Origin of the sequence: Deinococcus sp. YIM 77859, assembly GCF_000745175.1 — a bacterium.
Lineage (GTDB): Bacteria > Deinococcota > Deinococci > Deinococcales > Deinococcaceae > Deinococcus.
Window position 1 is genome coordinate 2,407,900 of the sequence record NZ_JQNI01000002.1, and the last position, 19,601, is coordinate 2,427,500.

Annotated in this window: 22 protein-coding genes and 1 pseudogene (1 of these 23 running past the window's edge); 12 read left to right on the forward strand and 11 right to left on the reverse strand. The window is 65.9% G+C overall.

Annotated elements, in window-relative coordinates:
* Positions 1–63 precede the first annotated feature (63 nt).
* Positions 64–1,797 (forward strand): dihydrolipoyllysine-residue acetyltransferase, encoded by a 1,734-nt coding sequence (aceF, locus tag EI73_RS11870; RefSeq protein ID WP_034386927.1) that lies wholly within the window; start codon positions 64–66, stop codon positions 1,795–1,797.
* 68 nt (positions 1,798–1,865) lie between these two features.
* Here the strand turns inward: aceF and EI73_RS11875 are convergent, their stop codons facing one another.
* Both EI73_RS11875 and EI73_RS11880 read right to left on the reverse strand, forming a co-directional pair.
* On the reverse strand, positions 1,866–2,423 hold the full coding sequence (locus EI73_RS11875) for a hypothetical protein (RefSeq protein WP_034386938.1): 558 nt from the start codon (positions 2,421–2,423) through the stop codon (positions 1,866–1,868).
* A gap of 126 nt (positions 2,424–2,549) precedes the next feature.
* Positions 2,550–3,725, reverse strand: a complete 1,176-nt coding sequence (locus EI73_RS11880; protein WP_034386940.1) for an acetyl-CoA C-acetyltransferase — start codon at positions 3,723–3,725, stop codon at positions 2,550–2,552.
* A 36-nt stretch (positions 3,726–3,761) separates the two neighbouring features.
* Between EI73_RS11880 and EI73_RS11885 the strand changes: the two genes are divergently transcribed.
* Positions 3,762–4,196: a thioesterase family protein gene (locus EI73_RS11885; protein ID WP_034386942.1), complete on the forward strand. Its 435-nt coding sequence runs from the start codon at positions 3,762–3,764 to the stop codon at positions 4,194–4,196.
* A gap of 27 nt (positions 4,197–4,223) precedes the next feature.
* On the opposite strand, the gene EI73_RS11890 is transcribed toward EI73_RS11885, so the two are convergent.
* Positions 4,224–4,445, reverse strand: a complete 222-nt coding sequence (locus EI73_RS11890; protein ID WP_034386943.1) for a hypothetical protein — start codon at positions 4,443–4,445, stop codon at positions 4,224–4,226.
* Between the two features lie 87 nt (positions 4,446–4,532).
* Positions 4,533–5,093: a dCTP deaminase gene (gene dcd, locus EI73_RS11895; RefSeq protein ID WP_034386944.1), complete on the reverse strand. Its 561-nt coding sequence runs from the start codon at positions 5,091–5,093 to the stop codon at positions 4,533–4,535.
* Between the two features lie 45 nt (positions 5,094–5,138).
* Between dcd and EI73_RS11900 the strand changes: the two genes are divergently transcribed.
* Positions 5,139–5,897, forward strand: coding sequence for a metallophosphoesterase (locus tag EI73_RS11900; RefSeq protein WP_034386945.1), 759 nt, complete (start codon positions 5,139–5,141; stop codon positions 5,895–5,897).
* Positions 5,898–5,958: 61 nt separating this feature from the next.
* On the opposite strand, the gene wrbA is transcribed toward EI73_RS11900, so the two are convergent.
* From wrbA to EI73_RS11935, 7 genes and pseudogenes are all read right to left on the reverse strand, one after another.
* A complete protein-coding gene (gene wrbA, locus EI73_RS11905) occupies positions 5,959–6,567 on the reverse strand; it encodes an NAD(P)H:quinone oxidoreductase (RefSeq protein WP_034386946.1) in 609 nt (202 codons plus the stop codon).
* A gap of 109 nt (positions 6,568–6,676) precedes the next feature.
* The gene (gene glpX / locus EI73_RS11910) at positions 6,677–7,678 is read right to left on the reverse strand and encodes a class II fructose-bisphosphatase (protein WP_034386947.1); all 1,002 of its coding nucleotides are present in this window, start codon (positions 7,676–7,678) and stop codon (positions 6,677–6,679) included.
* Positions 7,679–7,796: 118 nt separating this feature from the next.
* Positions 7,797–8,273 (reverse strand): DUF6691 family protein, encoded by a 477-nt coding sequence (locus tag EI73_RS11915; RefSeq protein ID WP_034386948.1) that lies wholly within the window; start codon positions 8,271–8,273, stop codon positions 7,797–7,799.
* Positions 8,270–8,845, reverse strand: coding sequence for a YeeE/YedE thiosulfate transporter family protein (locus tag EI73_RS16965; protein ID WP_034388217.1), 576 nt, complete (start codon positions 8,843–8,845; stop codon positions 8,270–8,272). The genes EI73_RS11915 and EI73_RS16965 overlap by 4 nt, the downstream gene beginning before the upstream one ends.
* Positions 8,846–8,956: 111 nt before the next feature.
* A pseudogene (locus EI73_RS16970) lies at positions 8,957–9,676 on the reverse strand (sulfite exporter TauE/SafE family protein); the annotation flags it as partial.
* Complete coding sequence (locus EI73_RS11930) at positions 9,673–9,894, reverse strand: hypothetical protein (RefSeq protein WP_034386949.1); 222 nt, start codon at positions 9,892–9,894, stop codon at positions 9,673–9,675. The gene EI73_RS11930 and the pseudogene EI73_RS16970, both read right to left, overlap by 4 nt.
* Before the next feature lie 63 nt (positions 9,895–9,957).
* The gene (locus EI73_RS11935) at positions 9,958–11,352 is read right to left on the reverse strand and encodes a rhodanese-like domain-containing protein (RefSeq protein ID WP_034386950.1); all 1,395 of its coding nucleotides are present in this window, start codon (positions 11,350–11,352) and stop codon (positions 9,958–9,960) included.
* Between the two features lie 60 nt (positions 11,353–11,412).
* Here EI73_RS11935 and EI73_RS11940 point away from each other — a divergent pair, with 60 nt between their 5' ends.
* From EI73_RS11940 to rplC, 9 genes are all read left to right on the forward strand, one after another.
* The gene (locus tag EI73_RS11940; RefSeq protein ID WP_034388221.1) at positions 11,413–11,673 is read left to right on the forward strand and encodes a metal-sensitive transcriptional regulator; all 261 of its coding nucleotides are present in this window, start codon (positions 11,413–11,415) and stop codon (positions 11,671–11,673) included.
* 228 nt (positions 11,674–11,901) lie between these two features.
* Positions 11,902–13,545 (forward strand): phosphoglucomutase (alpha-D-glucose-1,6-bisphosphate-dependent), encoded by a 1,644-nt coding sequence (gene pgm, locus EI73_RS11945; protein WP_034386951.1) that lies wholly within the window; start codon positions 11,902–11,904, stop codon positions 13,543–13,545.
* Positions 13,546–13,863: 318 nt separating this feature from the next.
* Positions 13,864–14,268: a 30S ribosomal protein S12 gene (gene rpsL, locus EI73_RS11950; RefSeq protein ID WP_034388223.1), complete on the forward strand. Its 405-nt coding sequence runs from the start codon at positions 13,864–13,866 to the stop codon at positions 14,266–14,268.
* Between the two features lie 102 nt (positions 14,269–14,370).
* A complete protein-coding gene (gene rpsG, locus EI73_RS11955; protein WP_034386952.1) occupies positions 14,371–14,841 on the forward strand; it encodes a 30S ribosomal protein S7 in 471 nt (156 codons plus the stop codon).
* A 361-nt stretch (positions 14,842–15,202) separates the two neighbouring features.
* Positions 15,203–17,293, forward strand: coding sequence for an elongation factor G (fusA, locus tag EI73_RS11960; protein ID WP_034386953.1), 2,091 nt, complete (start codon positions 15,203–15,205; stop codon positions 17,291–17,293).
* A gap of 94 nt (positions 17,294–17,387) precedes the next feature.
* Positions 17,388–17,804 (forward strand): hypothetical protein, encoded by a 417-nt coding sequence (locus EI73_RS11965; protein WP_034386954.1) that lies wholly within the window; start codon positions 17,388–17,390, stop codon positions 17,802–17,804.
* A gap of 196 nt (positions 17,805–18,000) precedes the next feature.
* Positions 18,001–19,218 (forward strand): elongation factor Tu, encoded by a 1,218-nt coding sequence (tuf, locus tag EI73_RS11970; protein ID WP_034384827.1) that lies wholly within the window; start codon positions 18,001–18,003, stop codon positions 19,216–19,218.
* A 5-nt stretch (positions 19,219–19,223) separates the two neighbouring features.
* Positions 19,224–19,547, forward strand: coding sequence for a 30S ribosomal protein S10 (rpsJ, locus tag EI73_RS11975; protein ID WP_034386955.1), 324 nt, complete (start codon positions 19,224–19,226; stop codon positions 19,545–19,547).
* On the forward strand, positions 19,544–19,601 hold the 5' portion of the coding sequence (gene rplC, locus EI73_RS11980) for a 50S ribosomal protein L3 (RefSeq protein ID WP_034386957.1). The gene runs 563 nt beyond the window's last position; 58 of the gene's 621 nt are visible here — the first part of the coding sequence; its start codon is at positions 19,544–19,546; the stop codon falls past the right edge of the window. Before rpsJ ends, rplC begins: the two co-directional genes overlap by 4 nt.

Here is a 19,601-nt window from a genome sequence, read left to right on the forward strand (position 1 = left end):
CCGTATGCTGAAGGCTAATGGCTGACGGCTGATGGCCCTCTCAATCAAGGAGCGTGACTGCCAATGGCAACTGAACTGAAACTGCCCGACGTGGGCGACAACATCGAACAGGGAACCGTCGTGACGGTGCTCGTGGGGCCCGGCGACGTGATTGCAGCAGGCCAGCCCATCATCGAGATCGAGACGGATAAGGCGGTCGTCGAGGTCCCTGCGACCCAGGGCGGCACCGTTCAGAGCGTGAATGTGAACGTGGGCGACACGGTCAAGGTGGGCGGTACCCTCCTGACGCTGGCGGAGGGTGGAGAGGCGGGCAGCGTTCCGCAGGCGCCCGCGCCGAGCCTGCCCTCGGCGGAGCCGGACCTTGCCAATGTGGCCCTGGATGCGAACACGGCCAACCGCGTTGCACAGGCGCAGCAGGCGGCGCAAAAGGAGCAGGCGGCGAGTGGGCCGCAGCCCACGGTGAGCCCCAGCGCTCCAACGGCTGTAGGGGGGCAGGCGGGCAGCCGGCAGGTCACCCTGCCCGATGTGGGCGACAACATCGAGCAGGGCACTGTGGTCAACGTGCTTGTGAGGCCCGGCGACGTGATCGCAGAAGGTCAGCCTGTCATCGAGATCGAGACGGACAAGGCGGTGGTCGAGGTGCCGGCCAACGCCTCCGGCACCGTGCAGGACGTGGCGGTCAAGGTGGGGGATAGCCTGAAGGTCGGCGGCGTGATCCTCACCCTGGGCGGGGAGGGCGGTCAGCCACAGGCCTCGTCCACCGCTCCTGCGCAGAAGACGCAGGAGGCGCAGACCTCCGGCGCGTTTGTGCCCACGGCCCCGACCCAGGTGCCCGGTGCCCAGCGGCCCTACGACACCCAGACCTTTGACGGCCGTCCGGTGATTCCCGCCGCGCCCAGTGTGCGCCGCCTGGCCCGTGAGCTGCACGTGGACATTCAGACGGTGCACGGCACCGGCATTGCGGGGCGCATCAGCGAGGAGGACGTTCGCCGGGCGGCGGGAACGCCCAGCGTGCAGGCGCCCAGCGCTCCGCAGCCAGCGGTGGCGGTCAGTGGTCAGGCGGCTCCTGCCCCCCTGCCCGACTTCGCGAAGTGGGGTCCGGTGCGCCGCGAGGACATGAGCGGCATCCGCCGCGCCACGGTGCGCTCCATGACCCAGTCGTGGACGACCATCCCGATGGTCACGCATTTCGACAAGGCGGACGTGACCCGCATGGAGGAGGTGCGCAAGCAGTTTGCGGCCCGCGTGGAGCGAGCGGGCGGTAAGCTCACCATGACCCACATCCTGATGAAGGTCGTGGCGAACGCCCTGCGGAAATTCCCCAAGTTCGGGGCCTCGTTGGACCTAGAACACCAGCAGGTGATCTACAAGGACTACGTCAACCTCGGCGTCGCTGTGGACACGCCCCAAGGCCTGCTGGTCCCCGTCCTCAAGGACGCCGACCGCAAGAGCATCACCGAGATCGTGCTGGAGCTGAGTGAACTCGCTTCTAAGGCGCGTGAGCGCAAGCTGAGCCCGGCCGAGATGCAGGGCGCGACCTTTACGATCTCCAACCTGGGTGGCATCGGGGGGACCGGCTTTACACCCATCGTGAACGCTCCCGAGGTCGCTATCCTGGGCGTGTCGCGCGGCGGCTTCGAGCCGGTGTGGAACCGTGAAACCGGCAGCTTTGAGCCGCGCAACATGCTGCCCCTCAGCCTTACCTATGACCACCGCCTCATTGACGGCGCAGACGCCGCTCGCTTCCTGCGCTTTATCTGCGAGACGCTCGAAGATCCTTTCCTGATCGTCCTGTAAGGCGGCCCGCGACCAGCAAAAAAGCCCCCACCGGTCGGGTGGGGGCGGATGCATTCTGTACGGGCGCTCTACACCAGCCTCTCGTCGTCCTCCGTCCCCTCGACCTCGGCTTTGAGTTCGGCAGGAACGCCGGGCGGGAGGTCGCCGGGCTGCTCCGGCACGTGGGGCACGACCTTTTGGCTGGGCGGGACGTAGTCGGGGTTTGGATCGATCGCCTCGTTTCGGCGGGCTGCGGTGGTTGCCAGGCTGGCCGTGACGTCGAGGTTGGCGACCGCCAAGCCGTCCACGGTTCGCCGGTCAAAGCCCAAGCCCTCCACCGTCTGTGCGCCCGCGAACTCGGCCTCCTGCGGGGCGTGTGCCATCGCCTCCGGGTCACGGGTGGCGAGGTGGTCAAACTGCCCGGTGATCTCGCGGGGGTCCTGCGGCTCCGGGGGTTGAGCCTTGCCCTGGTCGGCACTGGCCACGCGGTCCTCGAGGGGCGTGGTGGTGTAGTGCGCCTCGTGGACGTCTTTGGGATCGGGCATCTGGTAGCCCGTGCGGTGATCCGGCTGACCGGTGAGCTCGTTGACCTGGGTGCCGTCGGCAGGAGCGTGATCGGGCTTGCCGTCTCGAAAGGGGTCACTCATGCCCCAGTCTCCCGCGCGCTGGGGGGCGGCGCATTCCGGCTTTCTTCAGGGTCCTGCCGCTCGGAACTCAGAATCACCAGAGCTGCACGGCAGGGGAGGTGAGAGAAAGGCCTGCGGCGGGAAAGCCTACTCCCGTGCCCGCACCACCATCGCAATCCCCATGCCGCCGCCGATACACAGGCTGGCGACGCCGATTTCCTTGCCCGAGCGGCGCAGAGCGTGGACCAGCGTGACGAGGACGCGGGCACCGCTTGCCCCGATGGGGTGACCCAGCGCGATGGCCCCGCCCGTCACGTTCACCCGCGCGGGATCCACATCCAGGTCACGCACCACGGCGAGGCTCTGCGCGGCAAAGGCCTCGTTGAGTTCGAAGAGGTCCACGTCCCGTACGCTCATCCCGGCCCGCTCCAGGGCGACGGGCACGGCTTTGGCTGGGCCGATGCCCATGATTCGGGGGTCCACGCCGATGGCCGCGTAACTCGTGATCTCGGCCAGCACGGGCAGACCATTGGCCTGCGCGTACGCCTCGGTCGCGACCGCGAGCATGGCTGCCCCGTCGTTCAGGCCGCTGGCGTTCCCAGCGGTCACGGTGCCGTCCTGTTTGAAGGCGGGCTTGAGTTTGGCCAGACCTTCCGCCGTGCTGTCGGGGCGCACGTACTCGTCGCGGTCAAACAGGGTGGGGCCTTTTTTTCCGGGCACCTCCACGGGTACGACCTCGTCCACAAAGGCTCCGGACGCAATGGCCGCGGCCGCCCGGCGCTGGCTTTCGAGGGCAAAGGCGTCCTGGTCCTCGCGCGTGAGGTTCCACTGCTCGGCGATGTTTTCCGCCGTGATGCCCATGTGGTAGTTGTGAAACACGTCGGTCAGCCCGTCGGACAGGATGGAGTCAAGCACCTGCGCGTGACCGAGGCGGTAGCCCTTGCGCGCCCCCGGCAGCAGGTATGGCGCCCGGCTCATGCTTTCGGTGCCGCCCGCGAGGTAAAGCTTCCCGTCCCCAGCGCGCAGGCCCTGCACGGCGGAGATAACCGCCTGGAGCCCGGAGCCACACACCCGGTTGACCGTCTGGCCGGGAACGTGCTGGGGCAGACCCGCCTTCACCGCGATCTGCCGCCCCACATTCATGCCCTGCCCAGCCTGGAGGACATTCCCGACAATCACGTCGGCCACCTCGTCGGCTTTGACGCCTTCGAGCACCGCCCTCGCCGCTGTCACGCCAAGGTCCACCGCCGAAACGTCCGCCAGACTGCCCATGAAGCTGCCGATCGGCGTGCGCCGCGCCGCCGTGATCACCAGGGTTTCCATACCTGCACTCTAACGCGGCGGCGTTACGCTGCGCTCATGACGCGCCCGACTCCCCATCCCCGTAGCGCCTACCCCTATCACCACGCCATGCCCACCCGCTGGGCCGACAACGATGTGTACGGGCACGTCAACAACGTCACCTACTACGCCTACTTCGATACGGCCGTCAACGCCTATCTGGCGGCGTGCGGAGCCCTCGACGTGCAGGCGGGGGCCGTGATCGGGCTGGTCGTGGAGACCGGCTGCACCTTTTTCGCGCCGGCGGCGTTTCCGGAGATGCTCAGCGTTGGTGTGCGAGTCGCCCATCTGGGCCGCAGCAGCGTGCGCTACGAGCTGGCGGTGTTCCGAGCAGGGGAGGAGACGGCCTGTGCCCAGGGCCACTTCGTGCACGTGTACGTAGATCGGGGAACGCGCAGGCCGGTAGAGCTGCCGCAGGTGCTGCGCGCTGCGCTGGAACCCCTCTGCCGCTAGGGCCGGGCGGCCCGGTGCGGCCTTGTTTCAGCCCTGGTTCGTCGCGGGGACGCTGCGGGCTTCCTCCACGTCCCGTTCTTCCTTGCGCCCGTCGTGTTCGGTGTTGCGGGCGGCCTTCGCCTCGCGGTCGTTGACGCCCTTGAGGGAAGGCTGGTGGCCGTCCTCGATGTCGTGGACTTCTTCCCTGTTGCGTTCGTACTGCTCGGGGAGGCTGGTGTGACCCTTGTTCTTGTCGTCTTTATCCGGCATGGTCTGAGCTTTCCACCTCGCTCCCCCGCTTGTGCGAGCGGACCCTAAAGCCGAATTCAGAGACGAAGAGCGCCCTGGCTCTACGAATCACAGGCGCGGCAGCGTCACGCCAGTCTGTTTCTGATACTTGCCCTTCCGGTCGCCGTACGTGACCTCGGGACGCTCCCCTTCAAAAAAGAGCAGCTGAACGCAGCCTTCATTCGCGTACATCTTGGCCGGCAGGGGCGTTGTATTGCTGAATTCCAGGGTGACGTGGCCCTCCCAGCCGGGTTCCAGGGGGGTGACGTTGGCGACGATGCCGCACCGTGCGTACGTGCTTTTTCCCAGGGCCACCACCATCACATTGTCGGGAATGCGCATGTATTCGAGGCTGCGTGCGAGCACAAAGCTGTTGGGTGGGATGATGATCTCGCTCGCCTGAAGATCGACAAAGCTGCGTTCGTCAAAATGCTTGGGGTCGACAACAGCGCTATGGACGTTCGTAAAGACCTTCCACTCGTCGGCACAGCGCAGGTCGTAGCCGAAGCTCGAGAGGCCAAAGCTGATGACGTGGCCCTGTTCAGCGCTGCGGACCAGCCGGTCTTCGAAGGGTTCAATCATGCCCGCTCGGGCGAGTTCACGGATGCGCCAGTCCGGAAGGATGCTCATGCGCCGCATGCTAGCGGGCAGCGAACAAGAGGGTACGCTGCCCCTATGAGGGTGGCGGTCATCAGCGACGTGCACGGCAATGCTTTCGCCCTAGAAGCGGTGCTGCGCGACCTTTGGGCAGCGGCCCCCGACCTGACCGTCAACCTGGGCGATCAGGTGGAGGGGGCCGCGGATCCGGCGCGGGCGGCTGCCCTGCAACGCGACCTGGCACAGGGGGGAGCTCTGGAGGTGCGCGGCAACAACGAGGAAAAGCTTTGGCCGGGTGGGCGGCGTTCTCCCCTCGCGCGCGAGTACGGCCGGTGGCTGGAGACGCAGCTGGAGGCCGGGGCGCTGGCCCGGTTGGCGGCGCTGCCCCTCACGGTCCGCGCGCTCTCCGGGGCACTCTTGGCCTGCCACGGAACGCCCCAGAGCGCCTGGGACAGCCTGCTGTGGGTTTGGGAGCCCACGGGAGAGGGACAAGGCTTCTACCGAGCGCGTGATCCCCGCGAGCTGTGTGCCCTGGTCGAGCCGCTCGGCGCCGAGGTGGTGGTGTGCGGCCATACACACCGGCCAGGAGCCACCCGGGTGGGTGATACGCTGGTGGTGAACGCGGGTGCAGTCAGCGATCAGGTGGACGGCGATCCCCGCGCCCGCTGGACGCTTCTGGAACGGCGTGCAGGGCGCTGGACCGTAGACTTTCGTGCCGTGCCCTACGACATCGAGGCCGCCGTTCACTGGTCGCAGACCCAGAGTCCTTTTGGGGAGGGTGAGGCCGCCTTGTTGCGCTCGGGCACCTTTGACGTGCGGGGGAACGGGGAGCTGTAGAACGCCTGGGCCCTGCCCCGTTTTCCTCCCTGCTCCGCGACCGGAGAAGGAGGCGGGGGCTTCAGCCCTTTAGGTTCTGCGTGATCTCGACGAGGCGCCGCACCTGATGCCGGATGCTGGCCTTGTCCTCCTCGCTCAGGGGTTGTCCCGTTGCGGTCACGCTCGCGCCGTAGGGGTTGCCGCCGGAGGCGAAGATGGCGGGGTCAGTGTAGCCGGGCGTGACGATGATGCTGCCCCAGTGCATCGCCGTGAAGTACAGCGTCTGAAGGGTCGTTTCCTGCCCGCCGTTGGGGTTCTGGGCGCTCGTCATGGCGCTGAAGGTCTTGTTGGCGAGCTTGCCCGTTGCCCACAAGCCCCCCAGCGTGTCGATAAAGGCACGCACCTGGCTGGCCGCGCCACCGAAGCGCGTGGGGCTGCTGAAGAGGTAGGCATCGGCCCACTCCATGTCGTCGGGCGTGGCCTCGGGAATGTCAGCGGTGCGTTCCTGCTGCGCCTTCCAGGCGTCCTGAGTGTTCACCACTTCCTGCGGGGCCGTTTCCCTGACCTTGCGCAGCCGCACCTCCGCGCCTGCCTCGCGGGCGGCCTCGGCAGCCACCTCGGCCATCTGATGGTTGGTGCCGTAGGTCGAGTAGTAGACGATGGCGAGCTTGACCGGCTTGGGATTCGTCATGGTGTTCAGCCTAGGGCCGACGACTCTTTTTATTCAACGTTAAGCGATTTGGGAATTCGTTTAGAGATGCGGGGCGGCGCGGGCTGTCCGGCCCCTGTCCGGCCACCGCTCAGACCCGGATGGTGACGCGCGCCCCCTCCTTTTCCAGGTGAACGGTATCGATAAAGCGCACCACCCGGCTGGCGTAGCCCATCACCAGCGTATGGGTCCGCGCGCCGCCACCGAAGCGCCGCACGCCGTTCAGCAGCTCGCCGTAGGTGATCCCCGTCGCGCTAAAGACGATCTGGCTGCCGGGGGCGAGTTCGTCGGTCTTGTAGATCCGGTGTTCCTCGACGCCCATGGCCCGGAAGCGTTCGCGCATCGCGTCGTCCTCGGCGATGAAGCGGCCCTGAATCTCTGCGCCCAGGCACTTCATCGCCGCTGCCGACAGCACGCCTTCCGGCGCGCCGCCTGACCCCATCAGCGCGTGAACGCCGGTGCCACGCACGCCGACCGCCAGGCTGGCGACCACGTCCCCGTCCCCAATCAGTTTCACCCGTGCGCCCGCCGCCCGCACCCGGCGAATCAGGTCAGCGTGCCGCTCGCGGTCGAGGATCGTGACGAGCAGGTCCTCTACGCCCCGGTCAAGGCTCTGGGCCAGAACAGACAGGTTGGCCTCGACCGGCCAGTCGAGGTTCACTCGGCCCGCTGCGGGGGGGGGCACGACGAGCTTTTCCATGTAGCAGTCGGGCGCGTGCATCAGGCCGCCTCGCTCCGAGAGGGCAATGACAGCCAGGCCGTTGGGCAGGCCCTTGGCCGTCACCGTCGTCCCCTCTACCGGATCGACCGCGATGTCCACCTCGTACTGCCCCTGACCAAGCTCTTCGCCGATGTACAGCATGGGGGCCTCGTCCATCTCCCCCTCGCCGATCACGACGCGGCCACGGATGTCCAGACTGCTCAGCAGCTCGCGCATGGCCTCTGTGCCCGCGCCGTCCACCGCGTTTTTGTCCCCCATCCCCACCCAGCGGCTGGCAGCGAGCGCGGCCCCCTCGGTGACCCGCGCCGTTTCCAGCACCAGCGCGTGCTCGAAATTGTTTTCCCGGCTGGTCCCCTTGCTCTTGTCTGTCATGGCCCGAACCGTACCATGCCCGCCGGGGAGCGGGACGGGGCCCAGCACCCGGCAGGAACGTGATGCACCCGGTTTCGCGCTGGGCCGTGGGGTCAGAAGGGTGGACTGTTCGGCAACCTCAGTGGGGCAGGCGGGCCCTCAGCACGCCGTACAGGTAGGTGCCGAGCAGGGCGAAGGCGAGGACGATCAGCATGGGCCACACCCCCGCCCCCAGCAGCACGAAGATCGGTCCTGGGCAGACCCCGGCCAGCCCCCAGCCCACGCCAAAGGTCAGGCCCCCGAAGACGTATCGCCGCCAGCCTTTCTCCTTGGGCGTCACCGTGATGGTTTGCCCGTCGCGGCTTTTCAGGCCGCTGCGGCGCAGCAAGGCGGTCGTGACCATGCCGGTCAGCACCGCCGAGCCGATGAGGCCGAACATGTGAAAGGACTCGAAGCGGAACATCTCCTGAAGGCGGTACCAGCTCGCGGCCTCCGACTTCACCAGCACCACGCCGAAGTACAGCCCCGCCAGCAGGTAGGCGAGCAGGCCGGTGGCGGTGCGAGCGGAGGAAGTGGACTCTGAATGGACGCCAGGAATGTGGGGAGATGTGGTCACCGGATCACCGCCACGAAGAGGGGGAGAAGGAAGTTGGCGCTGAGGATGCCACCTGCAAAAAAGGACGCGGTGGCGATCAGGGAGGGGCCTTGCAGGGTGGAGAGGCCGGTGATCGCGTGCCCGGAGGTGCAGCCGCCGCCGTACCGCGTGCCGAAGCCCACCAGCAGGCCAGACAACGCCAGCAGGAGCCACACGCCGGGGTGACTCAGGTCGGTGAGTTCGGCGGGCACCAGGCCGGGGCGGAGGTGCACGCCGAGGTCCTGCACCGACTGCACGCCCGCGGCGCTCAGGCGGGTGGGCTCCGGGTTGGCGAGCAACACACCGGCCACAAAGCCACCCAGGATCAGTCCGGCGGCAAAGAGCAGGTTCCAACGTTCCTTCTTCCAGTCGTAGCGGAAGAAGCTCGGTTTGGCCGAGTCGGGCAGGAGGACGGCGCAGAGGTGGCGCAGGTTGGAGGAGATGCCAAAGGACTTGTTGCCCAGCCACAGCAGCAGCGGCACCGTGAGGCCGATGAGGGGCCCGCCCACGTACCAGGGCCAGGGCGAACGGAGAAGGTCGAGCAGTTCAGTCATAGGAAAAACACCTCCGGGAGAAGCAGGTGAGCAGCAACGTCTGAAATACACCTCGGCGGCAGGCGGGTTGAGCACCTTGGGCACGTTCGTCGCCAGCACGTACAGGCCCATCACGACCAGAAAGCCCGCGAAGCCCCGTTTCAGGCTGTCGTTGGACATGTTCTTGCCCACCCGCGCCCCCAGGAAGCTGCCCAGGATGCCGATGGCGGTGAAGATCAGGATCAGCTTCCAGTGCATCGCGAGGTTCTGTTCCTGCAGCACGTGCAGATACTTGTAAAACCCCGCGAAGCTCTTGGCGGCGATGATGAGTAAGCTGGTGCCCACCGCGAGGCTCATGGGGAGGCCACCCAGCAGCACCAGCGCGGGGATAATCAGAAAGCCGCCGCCCACGCCCACCAGCCCGGTCAGGATGCCGACACCCAGCCCCTCGGCGCCGATCTTGAGGGGAGAACGGGGATGAGGGGCGGCCTCGATCTCCCCTCGCTGCGGACGGAACATCATCCCGGCGGCGAGCAGCATGACAGCGGCGAAGAGGAGCAGTTGCACCACCCCCGAGACGTACACGCTGAGCGCCGCACCCAGGTACGTGCCCGTCACGCCGGGAATGCCGAACCACAGCACGCTGCGCCCGTCGATCTGTCGCCTCAGCGCGTAGGGAATCGCCCCGATCAGGCTTATACCGCCCACGATGGCGAGGGATTCGGCAATCGCCAGCTTCTCCGGCTCCCCCACGAGGTAGACGAGCACCGGGACGGTGAGGATCGAGCCCCCCGATCCCAGCAGCCCCAACGAGAGCCCGATCAGGGCCGCGCCGATCCAGGCAAGGATCATGGTTGCTCGCCCTGGTGGAGGTCGCGGCCTTCCCACACCCAGGCCGCCGTCCCCCCGGAGAGGTTCATCCGTCCGATCTGGCCCTGCGAGAAGCGGTTGCCACTGGCGCAGATCAGCACGGTATTCGACTCAATCTCGTCTTCGCGCACGTCCACGAGCCGCGCTCCTTCGCGCCTCTTGCTCTCAAGTTCCGTGGTGAAGATGTCCTGGTAGGTCATGGGGGACTCCTTTCAGCAAGGGGCGGAGGCGGCTTGCGACGTGCCGCCTCCGCCGCGTGAGGGTCAGGCGGGGTGCGTGTCCTTTTGGCTCCTCGCCCAGGCGTCATAGCCCCCGGCGAGTTCGGTGACGTGGAAGCCCTCGGCGCGCAGCAGGCTGGCGGCAGCGGCGCTGCGGGCGCCCCCCTGGCAGTGCACGATGATCTCGCGGTCGCGCGGCAGGGTATCGAGCCTCCAGGGGAGGCGTCCGGCGTGCAGCTGGCGGGCGCCGGGGATGTGTCCCTCCTCGTACTCGGTCTTCGCCCGCACGTCGAGAATCAGGGCGTCCGGGTGCGACCCCAGTTCAGTCGCCGGGATGGGCCGCGCGGGGGCTGTCTCCAGGCCCTGGGCACTGGGAATAAAACCAGTGACGTTGTCCAGGCCGACCATCCATAGCCTGCGGCGTAGGGCTTCAGCGCGTTCTCTGGAGGCGAGCAGGATCAGCTCGCGGTCCGGGGTGAGCAGCCAGCCGGCCCAGGTTTCGAAGGTCTTCCCATCGGGGAGGTTCACGCTGCCTGCGGGAGCGGCGGCCTGATGCTCTTCTTTCGGGCGGGCATCGATCAATCGGGCACCGGCGGCCAGCCTGGTCTTCACATCAGCGGCGCTCAGCTCCTTCAGTGGGGCCACCTCGCCCAGCAGCGCCGGGCCGTCGCGGTTTTCCCGCTTCATCCGCCCGTAGTACAGCGGCGCGTCGGGCTGGCCTTCGAGCAGTTGCCGCATGAACGCCTCTTCGTCGCCCTTCTCGACCAGCCGGCCCCACCAGCTCAGGGCCCGCTCGTAGCCGACGGTGGTGGTGGGCACCGCTCCCAACGCCTTGCCGCACGCGCTGCCCGCACCGTGACCGGGCCAGACCTGCACGTAGTCGGGGAGGGTCAGGAACTTGTCGCGCAGCGAGGCGAACATCTGCCGGGCGCCCACGTAGCGCGTGTCCTGCCCGCCCGCCGCCTCGTCGAGCAGGTCCGGACGGCCCAGATCGCCCACGAACACGAAGTCTCCGGTGAGGATCATGCTGGGCGTGTCGCCCCGGGGGGTATCGGTGACCAGGAAGCTCAGGTGCTCGGGGGTATGACCGGGCGTGTGCAGGGCCTGGATGCGGACATTGCCGATCATGAAGGTGTCGCCGTCGTGCAGCTTGACCTGATTGCCGTCGTCGTAGGTGTACTGCCAGCCCTCGCCGCCCTCGTCCGAGAGCAGGAGCCGTGCCCCCGTCGCCTGGGCCAGCTCGCGACTGCCGGAGAGATAGTCGGCGTGAATGTGCGTTTCCGTGACGTGGGTGATGCGGAGCTTCTGGCTCTCCGCCTCCTCCAGGTACTGGGAAATGTCACGGATCGGGTCCACCACCAGGCACTCGCCGGTCTGCTGACAGCCGATCATGTACGACGCCTGCGCCAGGTCCGTGTCGTAGAAGCGTTGAAAGTACATGACAGGATGCTATACCCCCTCCCCCTATCCGTCAAATACCCCAGGGGGTATACTGCCCTCGTGACTGCGACTGTCCCTGACCGTGCTGCCGAGAAGACGAAGATTCTTAATCGCCTGCGCCGCCTGGAGGGGCAGATTCGGGGCCTCCAGAAGATGGTGGAGGAGGAGAAGAACTGCGTGGAGGTCATGACCCTCTACGCCAGTGCGAAGAGTGCCTTGGAGTCGGCCGGGGACGTCATTCTCGAAGCCTACGTGGAGCAGTGCCGCGCCCGTGGGGACGAACCTGCCGATCTGGTGAGGCTGCTGAGGTTGGCCCGCTAAACCTCACCGGAGAACGCCCGCCCAGACCAGCAGGCCCCAGAGCAGCAGCGGGAGGGCGACCACTCCAGCGATCAGCTTGAAAAGCCGCCACCAGTCGTTCAGGAACTCGCGCATGGAGCCAGGGTACCCGCTGGGGAAGGGCCCGTTTCGGCTCCCGGTCACACCGATGAGGTGTCCCTGAATATGCCGGGCGTTCAGCTTCCTGAGGCGGCCTTTTAGACTGCCCCTATGACGCTGAGTCCTCTGGCCGGTGAGCCTGCCCCCCAAGCCCTCCTCACGAATATCCCGCGGCTGGTGGCCCACTACTACGAGACGCGCCCCGACCCCACGCGAGAAGCGCAGCGGGTCGCCTTTGGCACCAGCGGGCACCGCGGCACCAGCCTGAATGGGTCTTTCAATGAGGCGCATATCCTGGCGATCAGTCAGGCTGTGGCCGAGCATCGGGCGGCCGCCGGCATCACCGGACCGCTGTACCTGGGGCAAGATACCCACGGGCTTTCGGAACCGGCCTGGATCACCGCCGTGCGGGTTCTCGTGGCCAATGGAGTGCGGGTGCGTGCCCAGCCCGGCTTCTTTACCCCCACCCCCCTGGTCAGCCACGCGATTCTGAACCACAATCGCGCGGGTCAGGGCGGGACGGCGGATGGGATCGTGATCACACCCAGCCACAATCCTCCCCAAGACGGCGGCTTCAAGTACAACCCACCCTCGGGCGGCCCGGCGGACACCGACATCACCCGCGCCGTACAACAGCGCGCGAATGCCCTGCTGGAGGGCGGGTTGCGTGAGGTGAAGCGGGTGTCTTTGGATGAGGCGCTGAGCGCGCTGGACCCCTTCGACTTCATCGCGCCCTATGTCTCGGAACTCGGTCAGGTGATCGATCTGGACGCCATTCGGCAGAGCGGTGTTCGGATCGGCGTCGATCCTCTCGGTGGTTCCAGCCTGCCCGTTTGGGAGGCGATCCGCGACGCACACGGCCTGAATCTCACCATCGTGAATACCCGGATCGATCCCAGCTTTGCCTTTATGACGGTGGACAAGGACGGCAAGATCCGTATGGACTGCTCCAGCCCCTACGCCATGGCGAGCCTGCTGCGCCTCAAGGATGATTTTGATGTGGCGGTGGGCAACGATCCCGACGCGGACCGTCACGGCATCGTGACGCAAAGCGGCCTGATGAATCCCAACCACTACCTCGCTGTGATGATCGACTACCTCTTCCGAAACCGAACGGGTTGGAGCGCGGACGCGGGTGTGGGCAAAACGCTCGTCTCTAGCGCCCTGATTGACCGAGTGACCGCGGGGCTGGGGCGCAGGCTGGTCGAGGTGCCGGTTGGTTTCAAGTACTTCGTGGAAGGTCTTCTGACCGGCTTCCTGGGCTTCGGCGGCGAGGAGTCGGCGGGCGCGAGCTTCCTGCGCCGGGATGGCCGGGCATGGAGCACCGACAAGGATGGCATCATCGCGGGCCTGCTCGCCGCCGAGATCACCGCCAGAACCGGGCAGACCCCCTCGCAACGTTTCGCCGCGCTCACAGCGCAGTACGGCGCGACCGCCTATGACCGTCAGGACGCTCCGGCCAACGCCGCGCAGAAGAGGGTGCTCGCTCACCTCAGCCCCGAGCAGGTCACGGCCACCACCCTGGCGGGCGACCCGATCACGGCCAAGCTTACCCGCGCCCCCGGCAACGGAGAGCCCATCGGCGGCCTCAAGGTCACGACCGAGCACGCCTGGTTTGCCGCTCGGCCCAGCGGCACCGAGGACGTCTACAAGATCTACGCCGAAAGCTTTAAGGGCCCCGAGCATCTGCAGGAGGTTCTGGCCGAGGCCCGCGAGGTGGTGGGTGCGGCCTTCAAGGCGGGAGGGGCCGAGTAAGCCTGAAGTCCCTTGAGGAGGGGAGGCTGCGCCAGAGCGAAGGTCCTCGCGGGCTTTCCTGCGGAGGGTGGCCGTCCTTGCGCTGACCCCAGGCGGCACCGTATACTTCTCCGGTTGAAAACTGCCCGGTATGGGTTGCACCAGGGGAGTTTTTCGGCACGCCACTTCCCGCGCTGATGCTGACAGCGAGACGGAAGTGCGCTGATCACCTCAGGCTCGACCGTCAACCCGCGCCTGCCCCCCGGACCAGGTCGCCTCGATCAAACCCGGTGTGGGCAAGCCCACCACACGACACCCAACAGTTAGGAGTGATTGACCCTGCCTACCACCCAGCAACTGCTCCGTAAGGGGCGCAAGACCCTTCCCAAGAAGAGCAAGGTTCCGGCCCTCAAGGGTAGCCCGTTCCGCCGCGGCGTCTGCACGGTCGTCAAGACGACGACCCCCAAGAAGCCCAACTCGGCGCTGCGCAAGATCGCTCGTGTGCGCCTCTCCAGCCAGTTTGAGGTGACGGCCTACATTCCTGGGGAAGGCCACAACCTCCAGGAACACAGCGTGGTGCTGATTCGCGGGGGCCGTGTCAAGGACCTGCCCGGTGTGCGTTACCACATCGTGCGCGGCACGCTTGATACCCAGGGCGTCAAGGACCGCAACAAGAGCCGCTCCAAATACGGCACCAAGAAGCCCAAGGCCGGCGCGGCCGCTGCGGGCGCGAAGAAGAAGTAACCCCCCGCCGGAAGTGCTGCGGGGAGGACACTGCCCCGCCGCTTCGCAGGCAGGCCGCAGGGGGTGAGACCCATGTACCGAGACAGGAGTTAAGGAGTCGATATGGCACGTCGCCGCAGAGCAGAAGTGCGCCAGCTCCAGCCCGACCTGGTCTACCAGGACGTGCTGGTGAGCGCGATGATCAACCGCATCATGAAAGACGGCAAGAAGAACCTTGCCAGCCGCATCTTCTACGGGGCTTGCCGCCTGGTGCAGGAACGCACCGGCCAGGAGCCGTTGAAGGTCTTCCGCCAGGCTTTTGACAACGTCAAGCCCCGCGTGGAAGTTCGCAGCCGTCGTGTGGGCGGCAGCACCTACCAGGTGCCGGTCGAGGTGGGGCCTCGCCGTCAGCAGAGTGTCGCGCTGCGCTGGCTGACCGATGCGATGGAAAGCCGTCCCGAGCGTACCGCCATCGAGCGTCTGGCGGGCGAGATGATGGATGCCGCGCAGGGCCGCGGCGCTGCCATCAAGAAGAAGGACGACATGGAGCGTATGGCGGAGGCCAACCGCGCCTACGCCCACTACCGCTGGTGACATACCCTTTGGAGAAATCCGCTGGGCTTCTCGGGGCACGCCTGTGGCAATCCACTGCGTTGGGTCCTGATGGCGATGCCCTTCCCAGATGCCTCCTTTCCTAGGCATGGACACTTCGGATTTCTCCGGGGAGGCGGCCTCTCAGCACAGGCTCTCCCTTCGTTGTCCATCGGCACTGAACACGCTACAAGTTGACACTCCACAGGAGCGGGGTCTGCGGCTTGAAGCGTGGCTTCACAGGACAGAACGGTAGGCCATCTCTTCAACGTGTTGCCTGTCAAAGGGGCTGAATATGTCCACCAACGGGCGCTTAACCTCACGGTGACGCGAGGGCGTCATTCCGGAGAATAGGGAGTCACGTATGACCACCAAAGCCCAGAGCTACCTCACCCACTTCCGCAACATTGGGATTGCCGCGCACATCGACGCGGGCAAGACCACCACGACGGAGCGCATCCTGTACTACACCGGGCGCACGCACAACATCGGCGAGGTGCACGACGGCGCCGCCACGATGGACTGGATGGAGCAGGAGCGTGAGCGCGGCATCACGATTACTGCGGCGGCCACGACCGCCAAGTGGAAGCGTTCCGGCACCACCGAGGAATACACCATCAACATCATCGACACGCCCGGACACGTGGATTTCACCATCGAGGTGGAGCGGTCCATGCGCGTGCTTGACGGTGCTGTGGCGGTGTTTGATTCCAGCCAGGGCGTCGAGCCGCAGAGTGAGACGGTGTGGCGTCAGGCCGACCGCTACGGCGTGCCGCGCATCGCCTTTGCCAACAAGATGGACAAGACGGGCGCCTCCTTCGAGCTCGTGGTGAACGACATCCGCGAGCGTCTGGGCGCCATTCCGGCCCCCATTCAGTACCCGATGGGCCAGGAGAACGAGTTCAAGGGCATCATCGACCTCGTTCGCCAGCGCGCCTACACCTACACGAACGACCTGGGCACCGAGATTCAGGAACACGACGTGCCCGCCGAGTACGCGGACAAGGTGGCGGAGATGCGCGCGCAGCTCATCGAGGCCGCCGCTGAGGTTGACGAAGACCTCATGATGCTGTACCTCGAAGGCGAGGAACCCAGCGTCGAACAGCTTGTGGCCGCGCTCCGCAAGGGCACCATCGAGAAGAAGATCTTCCCGGTGCTGTGCGGCTCCTCGCTGAAGAATAAGGGCGTGCAGCTTCTCCTCGACGCGGTCGTAGACTACCTGCCCAGTCCGCTCGATATCCCCGCCATCAAGGGCACGACCGAGAGCGGCGAGGTGATCGAGTACCCCGCTGACCCCGAAGGCAAGCTGGCCGCGCTGGCCTTTAAGATCATGGCTGACCCCTACGTGGGCCGCCTGACCTTTGTGCGCATCTACTCGGGCACGCTCCAGAGCGGTTCCTATGTGTACAACGCCAGCAAGGAGCGCCGCGAGCGCGTCGGCCGCCTGCTGAAGATGCACGCCAACAGCCGTGAAGAAGTCAGCGAGCTCAAGGCAGGCGAGCTGGGTGCGGTGATCGGCCTCAAGGAGGCGGGTACGGGGAACACCCTGATCGGCGACGGCGATCCGCGCGTGCTGCTGGAGAGCATCGACGTACCCGAGCCCGTCATCAAGCTCGCCATCGAGCCCAAGACCAAGGCCGACCAGGAAAAGATGGGGATTGGCCTCCAGAAGCTTGCCGAAGAAGATCCTACCTTCAAGGTGGAGACCGATCCCGAGTCGGGTCAGACCACCATTGCGGGCATGGGTGAGCTGCACCTGGAAATTCTGGTGGACCGCCTGAAGCGTGAGTACAAGGTGGACGCCAACGTCGGCGCGCCGCAGGTAGCCTACCGCGAGACGATCACTCGACCGGTCGACGTGGAAGGCAAGTTTGTGCGTCAGTCGGGTGGGCGCGGTCAGTTCGGCCACGTGAAGATCAAGGCCGAGCCCCTGGAGCCCGGTGCGGGCTTTGTGTTCGAAAACGCGGTTGTGGGCGGCACGGTGCCCAAGGAGTACATCGGCCCGGCTCAGAAGGGCATCGAGGAAGCGATGCAGAGCGGACCCATGCTGGGCTTCCCGGTCGTGGACATGAAGGTCACCCTCTACGACGGCTCCTACCACGAGGTGGACTCCAGCGAAATGGCCTTTAAGATCGCCGGCTCGATGGCGCTCAAGGAGGCCGTGCAAAAGGGTGCTCCCGCGCTGCTCGAACCCATCATGCGCGTGGAAGTCACCGTGCCGGAGGAGTACATGGGCGACATCATCGGTGACCTGAACAGCCGGCGCGGTCAGATTCAGGGCATGGAAGCGCGCGGCAATGCGCAGATCGTCCGGGCTTTTGTCCCGCTGGCGGAGATGTTCGGCTACGCGACCGACATGCGCTCCATGACCCAGGGCCGGGCGAGTTACTCGATGTTCTTCGACCACTACAGCCCGGTCCCCAACAACCTTGCCCAGCAGCTCATGAAGAAGTAATTCTGCGTTGCAGGCCGGGGAGGAGGCGAGAAGCTTCCTCCCCGTTTTCTTTGCTCTTGGACAGGAATGGCCGTGGGGGCGTTAGCCTACAGCCATGCCCTCTCCTTTGCCTACACCCTCCCAACGTCCTGCACGGCTCTCTTTCCTGACCGTGCCCCTGATGATCGGCCTGGTGTATAACGCCATCTCGCTGCTGACGCTGCCCTTCTCCGGCGATACCATCAATGCGCTGCTCGCTGAACTAAACGCGGCGACGGGGACTCCGGGAGTCACGCTCACACCGCCACAGGTCATGACGGTCTTGTGGCTGTCTTTTTTTCTGACGGCCGGGTTGATTCTGCTGCTGTACTTGACGCGCCGGGCGGTGCTGGAAGGCCGGAGCTGGGGCCGAGTGGCAAGCATCGTGATCGCCGTGCTGAGCCTGCTGGTGTTTCCCTTTGGAACGGTCCTTGGCGTCATCATGTTGATCGGAGCGTTTGACCGCGAGGTCAAAGCGTACCTGCGCCGCTAGGCCCGCACGCCCCTTGCAGGGCAGCCCTTTTTTTAGTAGCCTAACAAGTCGGTGCGCTGGGAGCTTTGACGACCGCGCAACGTGCCAGCACGGCGGGACACCGCCCTGGCGGGAATCAACCCAATGTGGGCGCACCCACAGGCCCGATCAAAGGGTTTTTTTGGCGTGCTCTCCCACCGCTTGGAGGAGAACGATCATGGCAAAAGGAACGTTTGAGCGGACGAAGCCGCACGTGAACGTGGGAACGATCGGGCACGTGGACCACGGGAAGACGACGCTGACGGCGGCGATCACCTTTACGGCTGCGGCGATGGACCCCACGGTCGAGAAGCTGGCGTACGACCAGATCGACAAAGCACCCGAAGAAAAGGCGCGCGGCATCACCATCAACACCGCGCACGTCGAGTACAACACGCCGGCGCGGCACTACAGCCATGTGGACTGCCCCGGTCACGCGGACTACGTCAAGAACATGATCACCGGCGCGGCCCAGATGGACGGCGCCATCCTGGTGGTGAGCTCGGCCGACGGCCCGATGCCCCAGACCCGCGAGCACATCCTGCTGGCGCGTCAGGTGGGGGTGCCCTACATCGTCGTGTTCATGAACAAGGTGGACATGGTCGATGACGAAGAGCTGCTGGAACTCGTTGAGATGGAAGTGCGTGAACTGCTGAGCAAGTACGAGTTCCCGGGGGACGACCTGCCGGTGGTGAAGGGCAGCGCCCTGCAGGCGCTGGAACAGCTGCAGAAGAACCCGTCGACGCAGCGCGGTGAGAACGAGTGGGTGGACCGCATCTGGGAACTGCTGGACGCGATCGACAGCTACATTCCCACGCCTGAACGGGCCACGGACAAGACCTTCCTGATGCCGGTGGAAGACGTGTTCACCATCACGGGGCGCGGCACGGTGGCGACGGGCCGAGTGGAGCGCGGCGTGTGCAAGGTGGGGGACGAAGTGGAGATCGTGGGTCTGCGCGACACCAAGAAGACGACCATCACCGGGGTGGAGATGCACCGCAAGCTGCTGGACCAGGGGATGGCCGGAGACAACGTGGGGGTGCTGCTGCGTGGTGTGGCGCGTGACGACGTGGAGCGTGGTCAGGTGCTGGCGAAGCCGGGCTCGATCACGCCGCACACCAAGTTCGAGGCGAGCGTGTACGTGCTCTCGAAGGACGAGGGGGGGCGTCACAGCGCGTTCTTCGGGGGCTACCGGCCGCAGTTCTACTTCCGGACGACGGACGTGACCGGGGTGGTGGAGCTGCCGCAGGGCGTGGAAATGGTGATGCCCGGTGACAACGTGACGTTTACCGTGGAGCTGATCAAGCCCATCGCCATGGAAGAAGGCCTGCGCTTCGCCATCCGCGAAGGTGGCCGTACCGTCGGCGCTGGCGTCGTCACCAAGGTCCTGGAGTAAAGACAATGGTTGCCCCGAAGATTCGGATTAAACTGCGTGGCTTTGACCACAAGGCGCTGGACCAGTCCGCGAGCAAGATCGTGGATACGGTCCGCCGCACCGGGGCGGACGTGAGTGGCCCCGTGCCGCTTCCCACCCGCGTTCGCCGCTTTACTGTGCTGCGCAGCCCCTTTAAGTACAAAGACAGCCGCGAGCACTTCGAGATTCGTACCCATAACCGTCTGGTGGATATCATGAACCCCACCAAAAAGACGATCGACAGCCTGATGACTCTCGACCTGCCCACCGGCGTGGACATCGAGATCAAGACCGTTGGGGGCCGGGCATGAAGGGCATCCTCGGCACCAAGATCGGCATGACCCAGATCTGGAAGGGCGACCGTG